Below are 19,636 nucleotides of genomic sequence, written 5' to 3' on the forward strand. Positions count from 1 at the left end.
GTTTCTTGTTGTTTCGGACTCTAAAAACTGATACCCTAAGTCCCGGCAGATTCGGGCGATCGCTCAGTGAGTTCCACCAAAAATCTGCGGATTAGACCAATAGTTACCGCAGGCACTTCCAATTGAGGCGTTAATCCGACGGTTTCAAGCTGGATGAACTCGCGGATTGCCGAGGGGTTGAGACTGGCGAGACGCTTGCCGAGTTCGGGTCCGGTAAATTGGGACTGGCGTCCCCAAATAAAGGCGGTGGGAGTGGTGAGTTGGGGAATATCCCGGGCTAAATCAAAGCAGAGGTCCCCGCGCACGAAGGAGAGGGCCGCATATTCCCCATTCGGTTCTAGGGCCGACTGTAGGTACGCTTGGACGATTTCTGGATAAATTAAGTCCGGATTGGCAAATTGTCGGCTTTGCAGGAACCCGCGGATTCCGCCTTCTGTGGCGATTCCCGTCCGATACAGCAGTTGGTCTAGGAAGGGGGTTTTCACCAGTTGGGCGAAAAAGCTACTGCTGTAATTTTCCCCAAAGTCGGAGAGTCCCGAGGGGGTGGTTAAAATGAGGCTTTTGAAGAACTCAGGATGGGCGATCGCCACTCGAATGGTGAAGGCAGCGGTTAGGGAAGAGGCGATCGCCACCACAGGTTCGGGACAAGTCTGTTGGATAAACTCGGTTAAGGTACTCAGATAGTCTTCAATTTGATAATTGCGTTCCGGATGTTCCGAACGTCCCCATCCGATTAAATCGGGGGCAAGAATCCGGTAGTCTGGGGCAAAGGCGGGATAGACTTTCGACCACTCATAAGCGGAGGACCCCCCACCAAATCCGTGCAGGAAGAGTAATGTCGGTTGGGTCGGGCGATCGCCACTTGCAGAAGGTCCACCCTGCCAAAACTCCGGGCGGTTGGTATAGTAAACCATGCGACCCAGGGAGGTCACGATTGAACCCTGGTCAAAACCGGGGGGTATAAACATCAATTTACCTCCTCATATCAAGATGATGATTTTTCAATGGGGACTGTACAATCTCCTCGTTACCCAGGCGATCGAGCCTTACTGAGTCAGGCCCTCTCTCCGGGGCTATCTTTCTGAAAACGGGTTGCAAATGCAAAGGATTTATCAAGCCTAATCTAATTTTATAAAGTTTCCGTAAAGCTCCGGATCCGCTCAAGTGCGGCTATATCCGGTTAAAACGCTTCTGCTGTAAGGATTTGGTGGGGATTTTAGTTTTGAATATAATTTTCCCAGGGTGCTGTTAAAATCGCCGCAATCCGACATAATTTACAGTGTGGGGTGTCACCCCTCATGCTTGCTCGGGACTGTCGGTAACCCAATCTGATGACTGATGGCTGGATCGGGGGATTAAGTCAATCTGAATGTAGGGTGTGGTTTTGGCTGATGCGATCGGTTCGCGAAATTAGGGTTAATTTTTTCCCGAAAGAATATTTCTGGGGTGAACATCTTTACCAACCGGGCAAATCCCCCAAGGGGAAAACCCCGGTGGCAACCCAACGGGTGATGGAGTCCCTTGTGGAGTGATGCAAGGGAGTCATTGCCTGGATATGTCTGAATTGGGTTCAATGATCGCACCGGGATTGCACCGGAAACGATGGAGATCGCCTGATTTAGGTTCAAACACGCAAGGGTGGGTTCATCTGAATTAGCCAGAAGTAACTTTAACAGGGAATGATAAGATGATGCGTCAACGTGCAGTGATGGTAGAGCAATTTAATTCCGATAGCCGTGATTTCTCGAAAAAGCGGAATCATGACTCTGTGATCGAGTGGAAGCAAGTTTCCACCTTGACCTCCTTTCCGAATAATGTAGAGTCAGGAACGGTCGAGTTGAGTCTAGTTGAACCCGAAATCGGGCGCATCATTTTAGATTTAGAAGCCTTAAACTGTTTTGAAGTTGTAGAACGTCAATTTGAGAACCTAGGGGTCATTTTCAGCAATGCGATCGCGCTGGCTCCTTCTAATCCGGCTTTTCCCAGCAAATCAGGCCGCATTGTCATCATGGGTGCACCCAAAAGCGGGGCGATCGAAGTCACCTTTCTCAAACCCGTTCACCTGGTCAATAGCCTCATAACCAGTTCTCGGCGCACTGTTCTTTCCGCTTACAACGAACAAGGCGAACAAATAGCCGAAGTCGAAACCCTCGGACCGAATTTAGCCGGTTCCCCCTCATTAATTCCCCCGAATGCTGAACTCATCGTCAATGTTCCTAACATTCATCGGGTCACCTTTTATGCCTTTGATGGTCACCTAACCTTGGCGGGATTTTCCTTTGCTGGATAGTCGCTAACTTTTAAGTTCCAGTGCGTTAGCGCCTTGGGTCTGACCTTAAGAAGGGTTTCTAATCCTCATCAAAGGCGCTAACACAGCAGACCACTTATCATTCCATTGAAACTGAGCTATTTATTCGGTAAAATTTAATTTGAAAAGTTCTCTTTATTCGAGTATTTTTATCTAACTTTAATCAATTACTATTCTATTTTTTAGATGGAGACTATCCTGAAGTAGTTGAGAAAATGAGATATTCATCACTCACTAAGTGAAATAAGTCGGGTAATTAAATATCTTAATCAATTTTTTCCTTCTTCCCTAGCCCTGCCTACTGCTGCTCTAATCAGAGGCTCGGCCTCCTTGTTTTTCTCGGTCCGATGAAATATGCAACCACTTCCCCCATCCCCGCAATTTCCCCAATCTGGCCAATCTCTATCCAAAGATATTCCCAGAAACGCCATCTGATCGTAAACTATATCCATCTTGTTTCTGTGACTCAGACGAAATAGGTAAAATAACGTGGCAAAGGGGTTATCGCAGTGGCAACAACGGGTCAACGAGTTATGGAGGGCATCCCCTCTACTGAAGCAGGGCTTTGTTGACAAAACTGGCTCACCGATGCGAATCCGCTTAAACGGCACTTGGCTGTTGGGGGGGACGGTGACGATCGCCTTGTTGATTTGGAATTGGAAACTCTTAGTCGCTACAGGGGCCGGGGTCCTGGTGATGTTGGCGACTTACATGATCCAGGGATGGAATTGGCATCAGGTGCGATCGCGCTTGAATCAGTCTCTTATTGGTGCAAACCGTCAGGTGGCGATCGCTGTGGGTACAGGAGGACTTGCCACCCTAGGAAGTTATATGGCAGTCTCGATTTGGCTGGAGTCCCCCAGTCCCTGGTTCGCAACGGCAGCGATCGCCCAGGGAATCATGACTTTCGCCACTCTAATTTTACTGGTCTGGCAAGCACTCAATCATCAAGTGAGTTCTCAGACAACTCATCTGAATGCCAGCGTGATGAATTTGACGGATTCAGACCCCCTCAAGCGTCTGATTGCGGTTCGACAAATTACTAAATCCCTACCCATGACCCCCCTTGCTGAACGACGGGCGATCGCTGACTATTTTCGCCTAATGTTGTCTCGGGAAACTGAATCCCTGGTTCGCGATGCGGTTCTCGATGGACTGCAAGCGATCGAACCGGGTAAACAGCTAGGCGTGGGAATGGAACCTCTAGCAGTCCCTCCCTTGAAAAAGCGCACTCCGGTGAAAGTACGCCCTCGGGTTTATGAATACGAGGAATAGTGGCAACAACCGGCGGGAGCAACAACCGGCGGGGTGGCAACAACCGGCGGGGGTTCAAACCCCCGCCTAACAGCTAAAGTCGGTTAAAAACCGACTAAAAACACCACTTTATCAGACTTGCAGTCGTCTTTAGACGACTTTAGCTATGAGGCCGCCAATCGTTTAAACCCCCGCCGGTTGTCGCGATGGAACGTTTGAACCCCCGCCCATTGTCGCTACCTGTTAATCGCCAGCACTTGAATCGGTTCACCCGGTGCAATGGTAGAAACTCCCACGGGAATCACTGCTAGGGCGGTGGTTTGGGCGAGATTAATCAAATTGCCTGAACTGTGACTGCCGCCTGCTAGTTCAAATTGATAAATGCCATCGATGCAGTGGATTTTCCCCCAGAGATAGATTTCTCGGGGTCCTCCTCCGCGTAATTCTTGCTGCGATCGCGCTGTTAAAAATTGAGGTTCCCACCCCTGCTTCCATCCCGCAAATTTCCGCATCGCCGGTTGTACGAAGCGCCAGAAGGTGACTAAGGCAGAAACTGGATTTCCCGGCAAACCAAAATAGAGGACAGAAGAGGTGGACTCTTTCCGAGGAAAACTCGCAACGGTTAAGGGTTTCCCGGGTCTAATCCCCACCTTTTTGATGTGGATTGTTCCCTTTAATTGGGTCAGAATTTGTTCAACATAGTCATAGTCGCCCACGGAGACACCCCCGGTAGAGAGGACAATATCCGCAGTTGCTAACGCTTTGGCGATCGCCTTTTGGAGTGCCTCGGGTTGATCTCCAACAATTCCCATTAGCAAGGGTTCCCCCCCGGCGGCAGTGACGGCAGCGGCTAAAGCATATTGATTTGAGTCTACCAGTTGTCCGGGTTGTAACGGTTGGCCCGGAGCAACTAACTCATCCCCGGTGGATAAGATAGCCACTTGACAACGGCGATACACCGGCACTTGGGTAATCTGTGCCGTGGCGAGAACAGCAATATCCGGCGCACTCAGGACGATTCCTGGGGATAACAGGGGAGTTCCAGATTGGTAAAAGGAACCCTGATAACGCACCCATTCTCCCCGTTGCGAGGGGGCGGATAAGATGTCCACGCGATCGCCTGTCCGTTGGGTGTCTTCCTGAATCGTCACCGTATCCGCACCCAGTGGCATCATGGATCCGGTGAAAATTCGCGCCGCTTGTCCGGTTTGAATGGTTTTCTGGGGGGGTTTCCCAGCAGGAATTTCTTCGATGATTTCTAATTGGATAGGGCGATCGCCACGAACCTCGGCAACATCTTCGTAGCGCACTGCATATCCATCCATTGCGGAGTTATCCCAGTGGGGAAAATCTAAGGTTCCCACCACGGATTCTGCCAACACTCGCCCCCGGGCGGATAACAACTCAACCTGTTCCTGATCCTCAACCGGATCCATTGGTTGCACTAACCCTAAGATAACTTCTTCTGCTTGTTTAACCGGCAACATGGACAATCAATCACCCCTTCAAACGGATGAAGTCAGTTTATCGGGTTTGGGTACTCCATGCCTGCCCAAGTCAGGGTCAGGGAAACCGGAATTAAGAATTAATTGTTAATCATTAATACTCTTTAACTCTTTAACGTTTAATTCTCAATTCGTCTGTTTCACTCAGGCGGTCTTACTCCGGTTGGATTGGGGGTTCCCCAATTCCCAGCTCTTTTTTAGACTTTTTAAGCTGTTTCCAGAGTCCCTTAATGTCTTCGTAGGCTTGATCCGGGGAGATTTTACCGCCGGTTTCCAAACCACAGATATAGTTCACTTTTTGAGCAAATTCCTGTAAATTTGCATCAAAGGCCAAGTTTTCAGGTGAAAACTTACCATAGTATCGACTGCGCGGATACAGAAAATCCGATTTGTCTGTCATAGCTTCCTCCGGAATCAACAATTAGCAGCTTTGACCCAAGGGGATCCAGGTGGGTGTTTTTCTGGCCCCTTGGTGATGGGTTATCCTGGGATGGAGGTCTAAACCTCTTAACCCCCGTTTAACCTGTTTATTATTTAACCTACATCCTTTAACCTATTCTTAATCTTAGAAAAACTCAACGTTATTTCTCCACCCTTCCCCCTCAGAAATCCGAGAAGGGGACCGTAGGACCCTCTGATGGGACCCTTGAGCCAGAAATCTCCCGGTGAAATCCGCCAAGGGCGATTTACCCTAGAGATTAACTTCTTGCATCATTTTAATGAATTAGGAGCGTTTGTCCGGGTGACTAACCCGGTGAGGGGGGTTCCTAAATTCTGCAAGAGGGGTAGTCAAGGGAGTAATGAGTGATGGAAACCAACGCTGATTTAGTGGCAGGGGACAATTTATCTGGGGAAGAGACTGGAGGCGATCGCCTCTCATCCTCTCTCAGCGACAGTCAGTATCAAAAAAAGATGCAGCGGCGCAAGGAGGTCCAAGAACAACGGGTGGCCCTTGCTGCGGTTGAGAAGGGATTGATCATTGTGAATACCGGGAATGGCAAGGGAAAAACCACGGCGGCGTTAGGGATGGTGTTGCGATCGCTGGGACATGGATTCCGGGTGGCGATCGTCCAGTTTATCAAGGGCGCTTGGGAACCTGCGGAAAAGGAAATTTTCAGCCACTTTAGCGATCGCCTAGAATTCCACGCAATGGGGGAAGGGTTCACCTGGGAAACCCAGGACCGCGATCGGGACATCCAAAAAGCCCGTCAAGCTTGGGAAAAAGCCTTAAGTTTTATCACCAACCCGGACTATAAACTGGTCCTGCTTGATGAAATTAATGTTGCACTTAAGCTGGGTTATCTGCCTGTCGAGGAGGTGATCGCCGGTTTAGAGCAAAAACCCGAGGAGTCTCATATCATCCTCACCGGCAGAGGCGCACCCGCACCCCTGATTGAATGCGCTGACTTAGTAACGGAAATGACTCTGATTAAGCATCCATTCCGGGAACAAGGGGTTAAAGCTCAACCCGGGATTGAATATTAATCCAAGAATAACCCATAACCCATCTGGCGTTAAAACATCGATGGGAACTTTAGATCCTGTCGGTACAGCTAGAGTGCTGTATCAGCACCCGATTGGGTGTGGGTTTTTTCTTTCCTGAGATTATTGCGGCCAAACTTTGTCCTGATAATTTTCTTTACAGACATTCAAAATCCGCTGATCATTCTCGCTCACTGTAGAGATGGATTGCAATCCTTCTAAGCGCACGATATTATCTCGGGCGGGATTTTGGGAAGAGGCGATCGGAGAATGTTCAATTCCCACTGCGTAAGAATACTCAGTATTCTCGTAAGTATCCACAATCGTCAGGGCTAACTGTTGCGGTTCCACCGTGCCATATAAGCAATCAAAGGAAGAACTGGGCATATAAAATGCACCAATCAGTTGAGTAGAACGGACCTCAAAAATGAGATAGGCTCGTCCCAGTTGGTTCGGTTCAGAGGATTCACCATAGAGATAAACCCCATCTGGTAAATTGTGGGTTCTCGTCACCGTTGCCGCATCCGCAACCCAAGCAGCAGAAGGACCGGATTGCTCTGTCACCGCTACCGGATTGGCTACTGCCGCGAGATTTCCCCCGCCAAACAGGGAATAAGCTGTAGCTACTAAAGTACATACGCTTCCAGCAGCCCATATATTCAATACGGATAGGCATTGAGACCCTAGGGATTGGGTCGATGGGTTCTGCTGAGTTTCTGAAATAGTCGAGCAAAAAAATTTATTAAGCACCCTACATTTCCCCCTAAATACTGAAATTTTAAATCGGTGATTTTTTTTGAGAAAAGAGAAAGAATTGATATTTCTTACTAAGTAGATCCAGCACCGCATTCCTGAATTACGGAATTGGTTTATAATTGTTTACAATCTTCGGAAGTGCCTTAATTTCCATACTAAACAGGCAGCAGCCGAGTGACTATCCCTCTTTAGGAAGATGAGTCATCCTAAACCGGGTGAAATCGCCGTAACCGATTGATTCGACAGTTCTAATTGAGTTAGGATTGCCAAAACACGACAAAAATGCCCGGTTTGACGGTTGTAAATACAGCGGTGAAATTGAGGAGTGAGAAGCAAAGTTATAAGAATCAGTGTAGACCGGATCGAGTCACGAGTCCAGAATTTACAGCCCCGCGATCGCAAAACTTAACAGACTCGGGCGATCGGGCGTTTGCCAATAGGGGTCATCCCCTCAGCGATGTAATGGGCAACATTTATGGGATAACTGGCCCCTAGTGTAGCGGTACAGTGATGTAACCAATAAATAGGACAAGAAACCCGGTTTCTACCCCAGATTGGTTCCTAATTATCACCATCTGGGTTAACAAACCCGGTTTCTAAACTTCGATAAATAGGACAAGAAACCGGGTTTCTGGCCTAAATTTGTTGCTATTTGCTACAAATTTTGTCAAGAAACCCGGTTTCTAATCCATACCAAAGCGATGCTGTAGGGCTAAGGAATTAATCTGGCCCCCTTACTTCCGCTCGGTTTAATACCATAGGATGAAGGAGATGGGGATGATTTAGAACCTTTAGGTCGCCCTCCTTTTTTGCCATTTTTACGCGATGCTTCCTGTTTGGCTTCGGTTGATATTTTTCCGCCTTGGCGTCCTAATTCAGACATCCATTTTCGGGTTCCAAAAATGCCCTGTAATAGTCCTAAGACACTAAAATCAGCATCCAGGCTTTCCCAATGTACGCTTAAGCCATCAGCATCCAGCCAAACATCCCTGAGTTGCTCGGGGTTGGCTCCCCTTAAGCCTTGAGCTAAATCAGGAGGAAAGGAGAAAGTTGAGCCATTGGTCAGATGAATTTGATTAAATTTTCGTCAACTTTGCAGGAAACTTTCTCAGCACAAGGACCATTTTCTGCATCGGCGATCGCCGCCTTTTCAGATTGTTTTAATTCCTCAGTTAAGGCTTCTTCTGTGAAATCAAAATTCCACTGTTTTTTCCAAGGCTTAGTCCTGATATTTTTATACCACTCCTCTAAAAACTGCTGTTTATGTTTGGCAGTGAAAAAACTTCTGAAACTCCCGACTTGAATTTTCGCCCCTCGGGGTTCTAAAACCCTAAATCCAATTTAGCTGATTCCGCAGCGGTTAAGAGTAAATCGGTTTCCATGCCTTCCCAATCCATATCGCCGACTTCTTGGTAGAATTTGGCATCATAAGCCCGTGTTTGGACGACGACTGGCATGGGAACCGCATGACCCAACACGAGGGCTTGTTGTTTAGAATCCAGCTTTGAGAGAACGGATTTCAGATTTTGTCCCCCTGAAACGCCGGTGAAAATGGCATCAATATCTTTTTCATCATTGAGTAAAGCGGTGATGCGAGTACCGATTTGGGACATGACTTCGTTATCAATTCCCGAGGGACGTTGATCAACCACAAGCAGGGTGACAAAGTATTTCCGCATTTCGCGGGCGATCGTGCCGAAGATGGTTTGGCGAACGGTGGCGCTGTCTAGGAAACGGTGCGCTTCTTCGATGGTAATGACTAACTGTCTAGGCCGATCGCTGGGGTTTTTGGTTTGTAAAAATATCTCGGATTTTTCTACATAAGCCCGATGAATCCGCCTACTCAGGACATTGGTCACCAACATATAAGAGAGCATATTCGATTGTGACCCGAACTCAATGACTAAATGTTTACCCGCATTCAGTTTGTCCAAAATCTGCTTCACATAATTCTGCGGACAGCTATTCCGGATATATTTCAGTTCATCCAATAGTCCAAGTTTGCGCTGTAATGCCATGATTGAGGCTTTGTTGCCGCGCTTTTCATCGCAAAACATTTGGATGTCTTCATTACTCATGGCTAGGAGTTGGGTGATCCAAGTCGTGCCAAATTCATTGCGCAGAATAATCGCATTTTCGATACTGGCTTCGGAGAGGTTTAACTCCCGTGAGACTAATCGGATATCTTCGACTTCGATTTGATCATAGGCGAGATACAATTCTTGAGCATCCCGGACTCCCCGTCTGCGGGTGGATTCGGGGTCGAGGGTGTAGACTTCGACTTCGTTGGGGAAGAGTTGCCGTAAGCCTTTGACGGTACTAAATTTTTTGCCTTCCGTGGCAGCTTCCCAACCATATTCCGAGTGCATATCAAAGATGAGATTGACGGCGGCTTGTTTGCGGATGATGCCGGAGAGGAGGAGGCGGGTGAGGAAGGATTTGCCGGTTCCGGATTTGCCAAAAACGCCGTTACTGCGTTCGACGAAGCGATCGAGGTCGATACAGACGGGCACCTCCATATCTAGGGGTTGACCGATCGCAAAGTTACGGCGATGAGGGTCATCTTCCCAACCAAAGACAAGGCGAAAATCCCTCTCACTGGCATCGTACACTTGGGAGAAGTGGCTGGGAATGGTTTTAACCGGCCTTAACTGCATTTCTCCCGTGGTATTGGCTTGGTAAGAGGCTAATCCGTTGGTTTTGAGTCCGTTGTTGGCTGAGGTTTTGAGGAGAGAATTGGGACTCCATCCCCCTTCATCAGCTTCTGGGGTCAGCATCAACATGGGGGAGAGTTCGATTTTTCCATAAGTGCTGCTGCCTGCGAGCACTTCCTGCATGAAGGTATCTTCCGGGTGGGGAGGATTCATGGAAATGCGGTCGTTGGTGGTTCCTAAACAGACATCGGTGAGTAAACAGAAGAAATGCGATCGCGCACCTCGGACGACTAAAAATTTTCCGACTCGCATCTCTTCGACGGAGACATCGGGATGTAATTTGACTTCTAATCCTTTACTCAGAGAACCTTGGATAACAGAACCTAATGGGCGATCGGGATTCATAAGGCAATTTTTATAAAGGGAAAGGGAAAGGAAATGCTGCTATTTCAACACCTTGATGAAAAATTCTACATGATTTAGTCTCATCAAGGTTATTTTACGGTTCATTCTTTAGAAAAAAATAGCACAGAATTTATGAAGCCTCCCCGAGAAACCCACAAAAAAAGCAATTGTAGGGTGGGCACTGCCCACCTCAACGGGTCGGTGGGCAGTGCCCACCCTACAATTGCTCCCCTAGAAACCCACAAAAAAAGTATGTATGCTTTCAAAACATACATACTTTTTTGACCCGAGTTATCGCTTATTCTATCTCAATCGAGGTGGGTTTTTGACCTGTACCAATCGGAGTAGTCGGGGCGTAGGGTAAGGGTTTGCGGAATTCCGCATAGAGGCGATCGCGCCAGGTGAAAAAGGGTTCATACAGGGGATTGTCCGCAATTCCAATCACGCCTTTGCCGCGCAATTTTTCGGGAATATCCAGATAGGGTCCGGCAGGGAATTTGAGCAGGATGGATAATCCAGCCACGGCTAAATCCGCCAGGGTGGGCTGATTTCCGGTTAAATAGGGACGATCTTGCAAAATCAGGCAGAGGGCTTCTAAATCTTGCTTGATGGCGTCTTCAGCGGATTTTACGGCATCTGGGGAGGCACCGAGACCCGACCCGAGGGTTCTGAGGAGGTCCGATGGCACTGCTTCAATCAGATTTTTGAGGAAATCTGGGGTACTCGACGGCAGCAGCGCACTGCGGAAACTTTGATCCTGACTGATTCCCTGAAACAGGACGACTCGGCTTTTTGTGCCAATGGATTCATCCGCCCATTCTTCCATCATCAGGCACAATCCTCGTTCTAGGGGATTGCTGGGAAGAATGGGGCGATCGGGGTATTTTTCGTCTAAGTATTTGGCGATTTTGGTGGAATCGGCAATTACGGTACTCCCATCTTTGAGAATGGGGACTTGGGATTGCCCGGAAAGTTGGTAAACTTCGATCTGTCCAACCCCAGGGGTGACTTCCACTTTGCGGTACTCTAATCCTTTGTAATCCAGGATGAGTCTGACTTTTTCGCTGTATTGCGACAGTTCAAATTGATATAACTCTAGCATGAGACGGTCCTCTGGCTGTTTTGTTGTCCCTCTAAAGTGTATTAAAAATTTTACAATTCTTCATGAAGTTTTTTGATGCAGGGTGGCAGAAGGCGATTCGTGGCGATCGAACCTTAACAATTTCGGCGGTTGAGGGAACTCTCTCTTGAGGTAGATGACAGGAACATCGCGATTTGGACTGGGAAAATTGGCGGTGCGATCGCCCTCATCAGCCCTCTGTTCCAACCGTGGCGAAGTGTCCTCGTGAGGACGCCTCACGAGGACGAAAAGATTTATACTCTATCCGAACGAGGGGGTGTAATTCGCCAGCGATCGAGCAGTTCGTCGATGGTTCGCAAGGTGGCAAAATCGCGATCGCCCAAAGATAAATTCTCTTCAGTATTACCGTTACTCCCCCCTGACGGTTGTTCCAAAAAATTAAACGCCTGCCGAAATTCTCGGGGACCGACGGCAAGGGGAGAGTCTAAGTGACAGGGGACAATTCGTTCAAACTGCCACCGGGCAACGGTATCGGCCCAAGTGAGAGTAGCCTGGGGTGCGCGGTTGAGAATCAAGGTTTGGAGGATGGGGGCGACAAAGAGGCGTCCATCGCCGCGCAGGAGGTCAAAGGATTGTTTCCAGTCCGGTTGCCAGTCGAAGGGAAACAGGCCAAAATAGGCTTTTTTGGAGCGATCGCTGACGTTGCGCGCCAGTTGAAACGCTTGTCTGAGTTTGAGGGTATTTAATGTGCTAGGGCGGAAATAAAAGGCAAACAGACATATACGCTGCCATCCTTGACGACGATTATCGGGGGTATCTTGCCGCACATCGGCAGCATTATCCCGCGCATGAAACAGCAGGGGATAGGGGTCAAGTTCGACGACTGCCGGAGGGTCTTCGGGGATAGATAGCACAGAATCTGTGACTAACAGCGATCGCGATGCTCTATGGAAAAATGCCACTTCCCCAAATCGTCCTAATCCTAAATCAATCGGACCCAAAATTTCATAATCAAACTCATCGGCAAAGGGGACTTTGCTGCTATCCTGGGGTAACACTTGGGTGCGTCGTTGGGGCAACCCCAACCAACTCAAAGGCAAATTGAGGGGAAAACTCCATTGAGACGGCGCTACAAACACTTGCGCCAAGGGAAAACGTCGCGCAAACGGACCAACAAACACCTTATGTTCTAGTCCGGAAACCGTAGGTAGGATAATATATTTAACCGGACCATGTTGAGACTCTAATGCCTGAACTTGCCTCACACATTCTGGCGTTGGGGCGATCGGTGCATAGACCAATAATCCCCCCCGTTCCAACCGGACTACCGTCATGCGAATGGGAACCACGACATAAAGAATGCCCTGAATCTGCTCAAAAGTCCAGAGGGTATCTTTGACCACTTCTTGACAGAGGGTGCGCCTTCTGCCATAGGGGTACAGAGGCATCGCCAACCAAAAGGGCCATGATAGGTCCTTGGGTGGCAGACTTGGACTAAGGGGTGCTGAATCGGGTGCGCTTTCCAATGTTTTCAGTGTTGTTATCCCTAGAGGTTGACTGGACCAGATGAACAAGGCGATCGCCTATGATTGAGTTTACCAAACCTGCTGCAAAACTGGCTGCACCCAGGGAGAAACTCCACCGATAGCAAGATAGCGAACACTCCAGACAATCTCTCCCTCAACGGAGTGGGGAAGGCGATATCATCGCAATTTTAATGTTAAAATTGCCCGGTTAAGGCCGATTCCAAGAAGCCCGTCAAGGCGATTTGATTTTTTTTTGAATGATGGCGATCGCTTGCTTTTTTCTGGGTAAACTACAAAAATAGACGGATCAACTATCCCCGATGGATATTCTCGCCCCCAACCCTCCTATCAAGGTCAATCCAGAACCCCTGGGTTGAAAATAGGAACCCAAAGGGGTTTCTGGTTGTGGCAAGCGAATCCCGAGGAGCAGAATGGACTGTCTATCCAATTGGATTAAACTGCAATTTTTTATACTGCTTTTTTACTTGAAACGGTGAAGATAAAAGGAGACTTTTTCATACCCTCCTACGTTGCTACTCTCCTGTTATGACTAAATCTCTGAAAGCACCTCTAATTGGCATTAGCACTTATGGCAGAAACGGGGTCAGCGCTTTTTCCCTCGCTGCGACTTACGTTGATGCAGTCCGCGCCGCAGGTGGAATCCCGGTACTTTTGCCACCGGGAGAACCGAATCCGACTGAAGTTTTGGAACGGATCGATGGGTTGATTTTATCCGGGGGTGGGGATATTGACCCAAGTGCCTATCAGGGGGCGTCTCATCCTTGTATTTATAATATTGACTCAGAACGGGATGAATTTGAACTCACATTAGCGCGGTTGTGCTTGGAAAAAGATTTGCCGTTTTTGGGGATTTGTCGCGGCATGGAGGTGGCGATCGTTGCTTGTGGAGGAACTTTGGTGACTCATGTTCCCGATGAGTACGGGATGCAGGTGCAACATCGGTTAGTCCCGGCACCGGGTCATCTTTATCCAGCAAAACATCCGGTGAGAATTCTGCCCAGTAGTCGCTTAGGTGGAATTGTGGGGAAATCTGAGATTGAGGTGGTGTCTTGGCATCATCAAGCGGTGAGAAATTTAGCCCCAGGTTGGCGGGTGGTGGCGGAGTCGGTGGGGGATTATGTGATTGAGGCAGTGGAACATCAACACTGTTCCTTTGCGATCGCCGTCCAGTGGCATCCCGAATTGTCCCCGGAGGATATCTCTCATCAGCGAATTTTTCAGGCGTTGGTGAAGGCAGCAGGAACGCGGAAAGTGGTGCCGATTCAGGATGCGATCGCCTAAAAATTCAAGTCCGGAAAACACCAGAGGCATGAATTCTGATGAAATAACCGGACTTGATAGGACAGGTTTCCCTTCATGGACTACTACATTTCTTCCAATTCTCGACCCTTGGTTTCCTTGACCAAGAGTAGCACAAAGAACAGGGAAATTGCCGCAGCCGTTGTATATAAGCCGTAAGCAAAGCCCAATCCGACATCTTTGAGGACTGGAAATGTTGTAGAAACTCCAAAGTTAGCAATCCATTGTGCCGTAGCAGCCACAGATAAGGCTGATCCACGAATTCGATTGTTAAACATTTCTCCGAGTAATACCCAGGTGACGGGACCCCACGAGAAGCCGAAGCAAAAGACGTAGAAGTTAGCGGCTAAAAGTGCGATCGTTCCGGCGCTATCGGTTAAAGCAGGATTACCGGCAGCATCCAGCGGCGCGTTCCCGAAGACGGTTGCGAGGGTTCCAAGGGTGAGCATCATGCCAATGGAACCGAGAATCAGTAAGGGTTTGCGACCAAATTTATCCACAAAGGCGATCGCCACTAAAGTCGTGACAATATTGGTGACACTGGTAATCACCGTAATCCACAGGGAATCCGCCTCAGAAAAGCCGACTGCCTGCCATAACACACTGCTGTAATAGAAAATGACGTTAATCCCCACCAACTGCTGTAGAACCGAGACCCCGATTCCGATCCAGACAATGGGAAGTAATCCACGCCTGCCGAAGATATCCGACAACCGAGGTTTATGGTCCTGAAATACGCTGTCTCGAATCTCCCGAATTTTCGCCGCTACATCCCCTCCGATCGCCTTTGCCAAAATCGGAGTCGCTTCCACTTCTCGCCCTTGCGCGACTAAATATCGGGGGGATTCGGGAATTCTTAATGCACCCAGTCCGTAGAGGACAGCCGGGGGTATTTCAGTCCAAAACATCCACCGCCAAGCGGGTATTCCAAACCATAGCGGAGACATGGCAGAACCGGCTCCAGTGGCAATAACATAGTTGGAGAGCAAGGCGACAAAAATGCCGGTAACAATGGCGAGTTGCTGGAGAGAACCGAGTCGTCCCCGCAAATGTGCCGGTGAGACTTCGGCAATATAAGCCGGAGCAATTACACTGGCGGTCCCGACGGCTACCCCACCGATTAATCGCCACATCATAAAATCGGCCATCGAGACGGCAATCCCCGAACCGATCGCACTAATTAAAAAGAAACCTGCCGCCACAAGCATGGTTTTAACTCGACCGTAGCGATCGGCAATTTGTCCAGCGAAAAAAGCTCCCGCAGCCGACCCCAGTAACGCCGAAGAAACGGCTAATCCCACTTGGAAGCTATTGGCTTGAAATGAGATTCCTAATGCCCCAACTGCCCCATTAATCACTGCCGTATCAAAGCCAAACAAAAATCCTCCTAAAGCGGCGACCGTTGCCAGCATCAAAACATAAGAGGTCTTGGCTTCATAAATAATTGGTTGTGCATTTTCAGTTTGCATTTATTAGGGACTCCATGAATTTAAAAGGTCGATTTTTCATTGTTTTAGTTGTAAAATCATCAATCTCAGAGGGACAAGGGTATTTAAACCTGTCGATGTATCGCGTTCTAGCTGTTATTTTAACGCAAATTTTTTCAGGCGATCGGCCTCTCTCCTTTTCCCAACACAGAAGACGGGATTCCTGTTCCCATTTCTATCTCCTCTCAGCCGGTTTGAGAAGCATCGGGCTGGGTTTCTGTAACTTTTATTAACATTTCTCAATACCTTGAAATATTAAGAATTTGGAATAATCTCTACCAAAAGATAGATTTCAAACCGCCCTTGACTTTTCCAGGCTTATGTTGATCTAAATCGCAGCTCACCGCATTATAATTTTATAGTTAGCAAGACATCCATGAGTCGGGTAGAAGGAGAAAACAGGCGATTAAGACATTATTTAGCCCGCCTCCCTAGAAAAACTTTATGTTATTCAAAATCCGCAGAACTGTTAAAATTTTCTATCAAGTTGGTTCTGTACTACCTGAAACATCAGACTGTATTCCTGCCCCATTGAATCATACCGCTGAGGGATTTCCAAAAAATAAATCATATAAACGTTCGTAGTGACTCATGAACTGAGTCATCTTTAAAGAAACCCCGTCAAGGGGGGACGTTGAACTTTTTGCGGGTTTTATTTTTTGGAGTTCCCTGATGTGCAACGCCGGATTTCTAAGGTTTTCCCTCCCTGTTTACTTATATACTACATTTTGTAGTGCTTAATGGGGCATCAATTTATCACCCCTTGACAAAAAGTCAAGGAGTCTGTTACATTTATTTACATAAGTTCATAAAGGTTTACAACGAGGTTGACCATGACTATCCTAATTGCTCTGTTTATCGTCGGTTGGGTTGCTGTCGCCTTATTAGGGACTCAAGCGTACTTCCGAGGCGAACAGTCCAAACCTATCCATGAGCGGAATTGGCGTTCTGAGTCCTTTGAAACCCTAGCTGAATCGATTACCGGAACTGATATCGACTACAGCAAGCGAGTCCCCGCATTCGAGGTGGATGCCTATAGCAGCAGCAATCTACCCTCTTAATCGTTCAAGATAGAACATGAGACCCTGCTTCTGTGGATCATGCGGGGTTCAATGAGGAATAAAAAAGGGGAGGCACTGGAGTGTCTCCCCTTTTTGATGGGAAACTGCTACAAAACTCTAAGACCCCTCGGGTTGGTGAACCACGGAGGGAAGGCGGCAGGTGAAACTAGACCCGACTCCGGGTTGACTTTCTACGGTAATATTGCCCCCCATCATGTGACAGAAATTCTGACCGATCGCCAACCCTAAACCCGTCCCCCCATATTTGCGCGTATATTTCTCATCGGCTTGGACAAACGGCTGAAATATTTTCTTGATTTGTTCAGGAGTCATGCCAATTCCGGTATCCGTGACGGTAAACACGAAGGTTGCTCCATCGGGATTCGGGTCTGGGTCTCCACTGGGAGTCACGGCCTCAATCCGGTCTACAGAAAAGGTAATTTGTCCATTGTGGGTAAACTTAGCGGCATTACTGAGCAGATTGAGCAGCACCTGCTTAACCTTGGTGCGATCGGCAGTCATTGTCCCCAGTTCATCGCCATATTTAACCTCTAGTTGATTGCTATTTTTCCGAATTGACAAGTGGGTATTACTTTGCACTTCCGCAATCAGTGCTGTCATATTAAACCGTTCTAAATAAAGCTTCGTATGACCGGCTTCAATTTTGGAAATATCCAGAATATCACTAATAATAGTCAGCAAATTCAAACCAGACTGATGAATTTGTTCTAAATCCGAGACAAACTCTTCTAATTCATCTTCCTGAGCTTGATCTCGCAACAGGTCACTATACCCAAGAATCGCATTCAAAGGGGTTCGCAACTCATGACTCATGGTGGCTAAAAACATACTTTTGGCATGACTCGCCGCTTCAGCGGCTTCCTTGGCCTGTTCTAATTCTAATTGAGTTAATTTATTCGCTGTAATATCCCGAATAATTGCCAAGACTTGTTGATGACCGCTGACCACCATGCGGACCTCAAAATAACGGCGGGTTTCATTAATAAACCAATCATATTCAAACACCTGGATCTCATCGGTTTCCAGGGCAATTTGGACATATTTTAAATAGAGACGGGCTAATCCTGGGGGTAAAATATTGTCGAGATTTTGAGTTAATAAGTCTCCGGCAGGTCGTAGGAGGGTATCGCCTCTTCCCCCCTTAAAATCCATGAAAGTCCCATCTTGACTAAATTGCAACATTAAGTCTGGAATGGCCTCTAAAAGGGCGCGATTTTTCGATTCACTTTGATGCAACGCTTCCGCACGTTCTTCTAGGGTGGCGATCGAGGTTTTGAGTTGCTCGGTCATGCTGTTAAAGGATTCCGCCAGGAGAAACAACTCGTCATGGCTGCCCACCACGATGGTTTGATCCAGGTCCCCTTCGGCAAGGCGTTCAGTGGCGGCGGTCATTTCCTGTAAAGGTCGGGTGATGGAACGCGCCAGTAACAAGGCGAAGAGGGTGCCAGCGAGGGAGGCGCTCAAGGCGGCGATGATCCCTTGATTCCGAACTACTGCCATTTTTTCCCATAACTCGGCAGTGGAGAGGCCAATACTGACGGCCCCTAGGAGTTGCTCCTCTCGGATGACGGCTTTTCCAGCAATCAGGCGATCGCGTTCCCATTCAAAAACGGTCTGGTTACTGTTAACCAGAATCACGCCAAAAGCATCGGGTTCGGTATTGTAGTGCCAAATATCATCGCTATAGATATCGGCGACAATTCGTCCATCGGTGGCATAGATGCGGCCAACCACCAAAATTTGCTCATTGCCGAGTTGTTCGAGGATTTCTTCTAAAAAGTCAGCCTGTTGGTTCTGGAGTGCATGAGCGGTGGTTACGGCTAAGGTCGTCAGGACAATCTCGGCTTTATTTTCGAGTTCGCTGCGAAAGTTTTGTTGTGTGCGACGAAGGAAAAGCCCGGTGACGCTCCCCACGGTGAGGATCGCTAAGGTTGTCATGGCTAACGCTAGTTTGCTGGCAAGGGAAAGCCCTTTTTTCCTGTTAAAGATAACCATGCCACTCACCTATGTTTTAGCCTTGGATATAACTCCGGCATTTCGACTGGACATCGACCCAGAGCAACTCTATCAATTTCGACAGTTTCTGCAAACTGGGGGAGTCGAGCTTGGACCTTCTGACTGTGGAGTATATCGAGGTGGGGAGTATTGATCCGATCGCGGAGAATTGGACGATCGCCGTTGGTCCTGGGGACCGTCGTGAAACTGGATGGCGAGATGTCTTGGGACGAGGCGGGTACGGATTGACAACCCCACTTGATCGCCTTGGCGATCGCACTCACCTGCGCGATTGTTCTTAAGTCGGTTTTGAACATGAGGTTATGGTTTGGGTTTGCACAGCGATGGTAGATTAAGAACTCAATGGTATTATGAAATGCTCGCCTACCGATGCCCTCAAGGAGCGATCCGGGTGCGGTGGATTGAGAGTCCCTGAATCAAAATTGGCATAGATGCGCGATCGCCACTCAATGAGCGTTTGAGCGCCACCGCTGTTTTTTCCCAACAAAGGGCGGTCTGGTTTTGACTAAGCAAACGGTCCCAGGATAATCGGTTTGAACCGGATCTATCATTAGGGGGAAGACAACCGGGCTGCTTCACAAAATTTTTACTCATGAGTCACTTTCTTTGGGCTACCAACCCGGTTTTTAGTCCTATTTATCTCATCCTGTAACGATGCCCCAGACGATCAACCTTGGCTCCTGTCAGCTTTGATGTTCCCGAATTCGGGGCGATCGCGAGTAGTTATGCTCACCGATTCCCCTGGATTCTCTCGGATTGG

Annotated in this window: 20 protein-coding genes and 1 pseudogene; 9 read left to right on the forward strand and 12 right to left on the reverse strand. The window is 48.2% G+C overall.

All coding sequences use genetic code 11. From position 1 onward, the window contains the following. Nucleotides 1-35: 35 nt before the first annotated feature. Nucleotides 36-968, reverse strand: coding sequence for an alpha/beta fold hydrolase (locus NG795_RS17540; protein ID WP_367289931.1), 933 nt, complete (start codon nt 966-968; stop codon nt 36-38). A 363-nt stretch (nt 969-1,331) separates the two neighbouring features. Here NG795_RS17540 and NG795_RS17545 point away from each other — a divergent pair, with 363 nt between their 5' ends. The 3 genes from NG795_RS17545 (at nt 1,332) to NG795_RS17555 (ending at nt 3,583) form a co-directional block, all read left to right on the forward strand. After that, on the forward strand, nt 1,332-1,532 hold the full coding sequence (locus tag NG795_RS17545) for a hypothetical protein (protein ID WP_367289932.1): 201 nt from the start codon (nt 1,332-1,334) through the stop codon (nt 1,530-1,532). Between the two features lie 155 nt (nt 1,533-1,687). Further along, entirely contained in the window at nt 1,688-2,290 is a 603-nt protein-coding gene (locus NG795_RS17550; RefSeq protein WP_367289933.1) for a hypothetical protein, read from the forward strand. Nucleotides 2,291-2,797: 507 nt separating this feature from the next. Continuing rightward, nucleotides 2,798-3,583 (forward strand): hypothetical protein, encoded by a 786-nt coding sequence (locus NG795_RS17555; protein ID WP_367289934.1) that lies wholly within the window; start codon nt 2,798-2,800, stop codon nt 3,581-3,583. A 215-nt stretch (nt 3,584-3,798) separates the two neighbouring features. Here the strand turns inward: NG795_RS17555 and NG795_RS17560 are convergent, their stop codons facing one another. Continuing rightward, nucleotides 3,799-5,049, reverse strand: coding sequence for a molybdopterin molybdotransferase MoeA (locus NG795_RS17560; protein WP_367289935.1), 1,251 nt, complete (start codon nt 5,047-5,049; stop codon nt 3,799-3,801). 172 nt (nt 5,050-5,221) lie between these two features. Further along, nucleotides 5,222-5,467, reverse strand: a complete 246-nt coding sequence (locus tag NG795_RS17565) for a DUF7219 family protein (RefSeq protein ID WP_261197026.1) — start codon at nt 5,465-5,467, stop codon at nt 5,222-5,224. Between the two features lie 407 nt (nt 5,468-5,874). On the opposite strand from NG795_RS17565, the gene cobO reads away from it, so the two are divergent. Next, nucleotides 5,875-6,552: a cob(I)yrinic acid a,c-diamide adenosyltransferase gene (gene cobO / locus NG795_RS17570; RefSeq protein WP_367289936.1), complete on the forward strand. Its 678-nt coding sequence runs from the start codon at nt 5,875-5,877 to the stop codon at nt 6,550-6,552. 120 nt (nt 6,553-6,672) lie between these two features. Here cobO and NG795_RS17575 read toward each other — a convergent pair whose 3' ends face one another. The 6 genes from NG795_RS17575 to NG795_RS17600 all read right to left on the reverse strand — a co-directional run bounded on the left by NG795_RS17575 (nt 6,673) and on the right by NG795_RS17600 (nt 12,971). Next, a complete protein-coding gene (locus NG795_RS17575) occupies nt 6,673-7,299 on the reverse strand; it encodes a hypothetical protein (RefSeq protein WP_367289937.1) in 627 nt (208 codons plus the stop codon). Nucleotides 7,300-8,017: 718 nt separating this feature from the next. Beyond that, entirely contained in the window at nt 8,018-8,377 is a 360-nt protein-coding gene (locus NG795_RS17580; protein WP_367289980.1) for a DUF2442 domain-containing protein, read from the reverse strand. 250 nt (nt 8,378-8,627) lie between these two features. Beyond that, nucleotides 8,628-10,364 carry a helicase HerA domain-containing protein gene (locus NG795_RS17585; RefSeq protein WP_367289938.1) on the reverse strand — a complete coding sequence of 579 codons (1,737 nt, stop codon included), beginning with the start codon at nt 10,362-10,364 and terminating at the stop codon, nt 8,628-8,630. Nucleotides 10,365-10,662: 298 nt separating this feature from the next. Further along, nucleotides 10,663-11,466 carry a glutathione S-transferase family protein gene (locus tag NG795_RS17590; protein ID WP_367289939.1) on the reverse strand — a complete coding sequence of 268 codons (804 nt, stop codon included), beginning with the start codon at nt 11,464-11,466 and terminating at the stop codon, nt 10,663-10,665. A 60-nt stretch (nt 11,467-11,526) separates the two neighbouring features. Then, nucleotides 11,527-11,724 carry a hypothetical protein gene (locus NG795_RS17595; RefSeq protein ID WP_367289940.1) on the reverse strand — a complete coding sequence of 66 codons (198 nt, stop codon included), beginning with the start codon at nt 11,722-11,724 and terminating at the stop codon, nt 11,527-11,529. A gap of 14 nt (nt 11,725-11,738) precedes the next feature. After that, nucleotides 11,739-12,971 (reverse strand): DUF4336 domain-containing protein, encoded by a 1,233-nt coding sequence (locus NG795_RS17600; RefSeq protein ID WP_436836060.1) that lies wholly within the window; start codon nt 12,969-12,971, stop codon nt 11,739-11,741. Between the two features lie 546 nt (nt 12,972-13,517). Between NG795_RS17600 and NG795_RS17605 the strand changes: the two genes are divergently transcribed. Beyond that, nucleotides 13,518-14,273: a gamma-glutamyl-gamma-aminobutyrate hydrolase family protein gene (locus tag NG795_RS17605; protein WP_367289942.1), complete on the forward strand. Its 756-nt coding sequence runs from the start codon at nt 13,518-13,520 to the stop codon at nt 14,271-14,273. 83 nt (nt 14,274-14,356) lie between these two features. Here the strand turns inward: NG795_RS17605 and NG795_RS17610 are convergent, their stop codons facing one another. Further along, entirely contained in the window at nt 14,357-15,760 is a 1,404-nt protein-coding gene (locus NG795_RS17610) for a sugar porter family MFS transporter (RefSeq protein ID WP_367289943.1), read from the reverse strand. A 361-nt stretch (nt 15,761-16,121) separates the two neighbouring features. On the opposite strand from NG795_RS17610, the pseudogene NG795_RS17615 reads away from it, so the two are divergent. Beyond that, a pseudogene (locus tag NG795_RS17615) lies at nt 16,122-16,313 on the forward strand (IS1 family transposase); the annotation flags it as partial. 298 nt (nt 16,314-16,611) lie between these two features. Beyond that, nucleotides 16,612-16,839: a photosystem II protein, Psb35-related gene (locus NG795_RS17620; RefSeq protein ID WP_367289944.1), complete on the forward strand. Its 228-nt coding sequence runs from the start codon at nt 16,612-16,614 to the stop codon at nt 16,837-16,839. 117 nt (nt 16,840-16,956) lie between these two features. Here NG795_RS17620 and NG795_RS17625 read toward each other — a convergent pair whose 3' ends face one another. After that, nucleotides 16,957-18,798 carry a sensor histidine kinase gene (locus tag NG795_RS17625; RefSeq protein WP_367289945.1) on the reverse strand — a complete coding sequence of 614 codons (1,842 nt, stop codon included), beginning with the start codon at nt 18,796-18,798 and terminating at the stop codon, nt 16,957-16,959. On the opposite strand from NG795_RS17625, the gene NG795_RS17630 reads away from it, so the two are divergent. Beyond that, entirely contained in the window at nt 18,797-19,009 is a 213-nt protein-coding gene (locus NG795_RS17630) for a hypothetical protein (protein WP_367289946.1), read from the forward strand. The two genes, NG795_RS17625 and NG795_RS17630, sit on opposite strands and share 2 nt — an antisense overlap. Continuing rightward, nucleotides 18,996-19,157 carry a hypothetical protein gene (locus NG795_RS17635; protein WP_367289947.1) on the forward strand — a complete coding sequence of 54 codons (162 nt, stop codon included), beginning with the start codon at nt 18,996-18,998 and terminating at the stop codon, nt 19,155-19,157. The genes NG795_RS17630 and NG795_RS17635 overlap by 14 nt, the downstream gene beginning before the upstream one ends. A 94-nt stretch (nt 19,158-19,251) precedes the next feature. On the opposite strand, the gene NG795_RS17640 is transcribed toward NG795_RS17635, so the two are convergent. Then, nucleotides 19,252-19,470: a hypothetical protein gene (locus NG795_RS17640; RefSeq protein WP_367289948.1), complete on the reverse strand. Its 219-nt coding sequence runs from the start codon at nt 19,468-19,470 to the stop codon at nt 19,252-19,254. Nucleotides 19,471-19,636: the final 166 nt, after the last annotated feature.

It is taken from the genome of Laspinema palackyanum D2c, from assembly GCF_025370875.1.
Lineage (GTDB): Bacteria > Cyanobacteriota > Cyanobacteriia > Cyanobacteriales > Laspinemataceae > Laspinema > Laspinema palackyanum.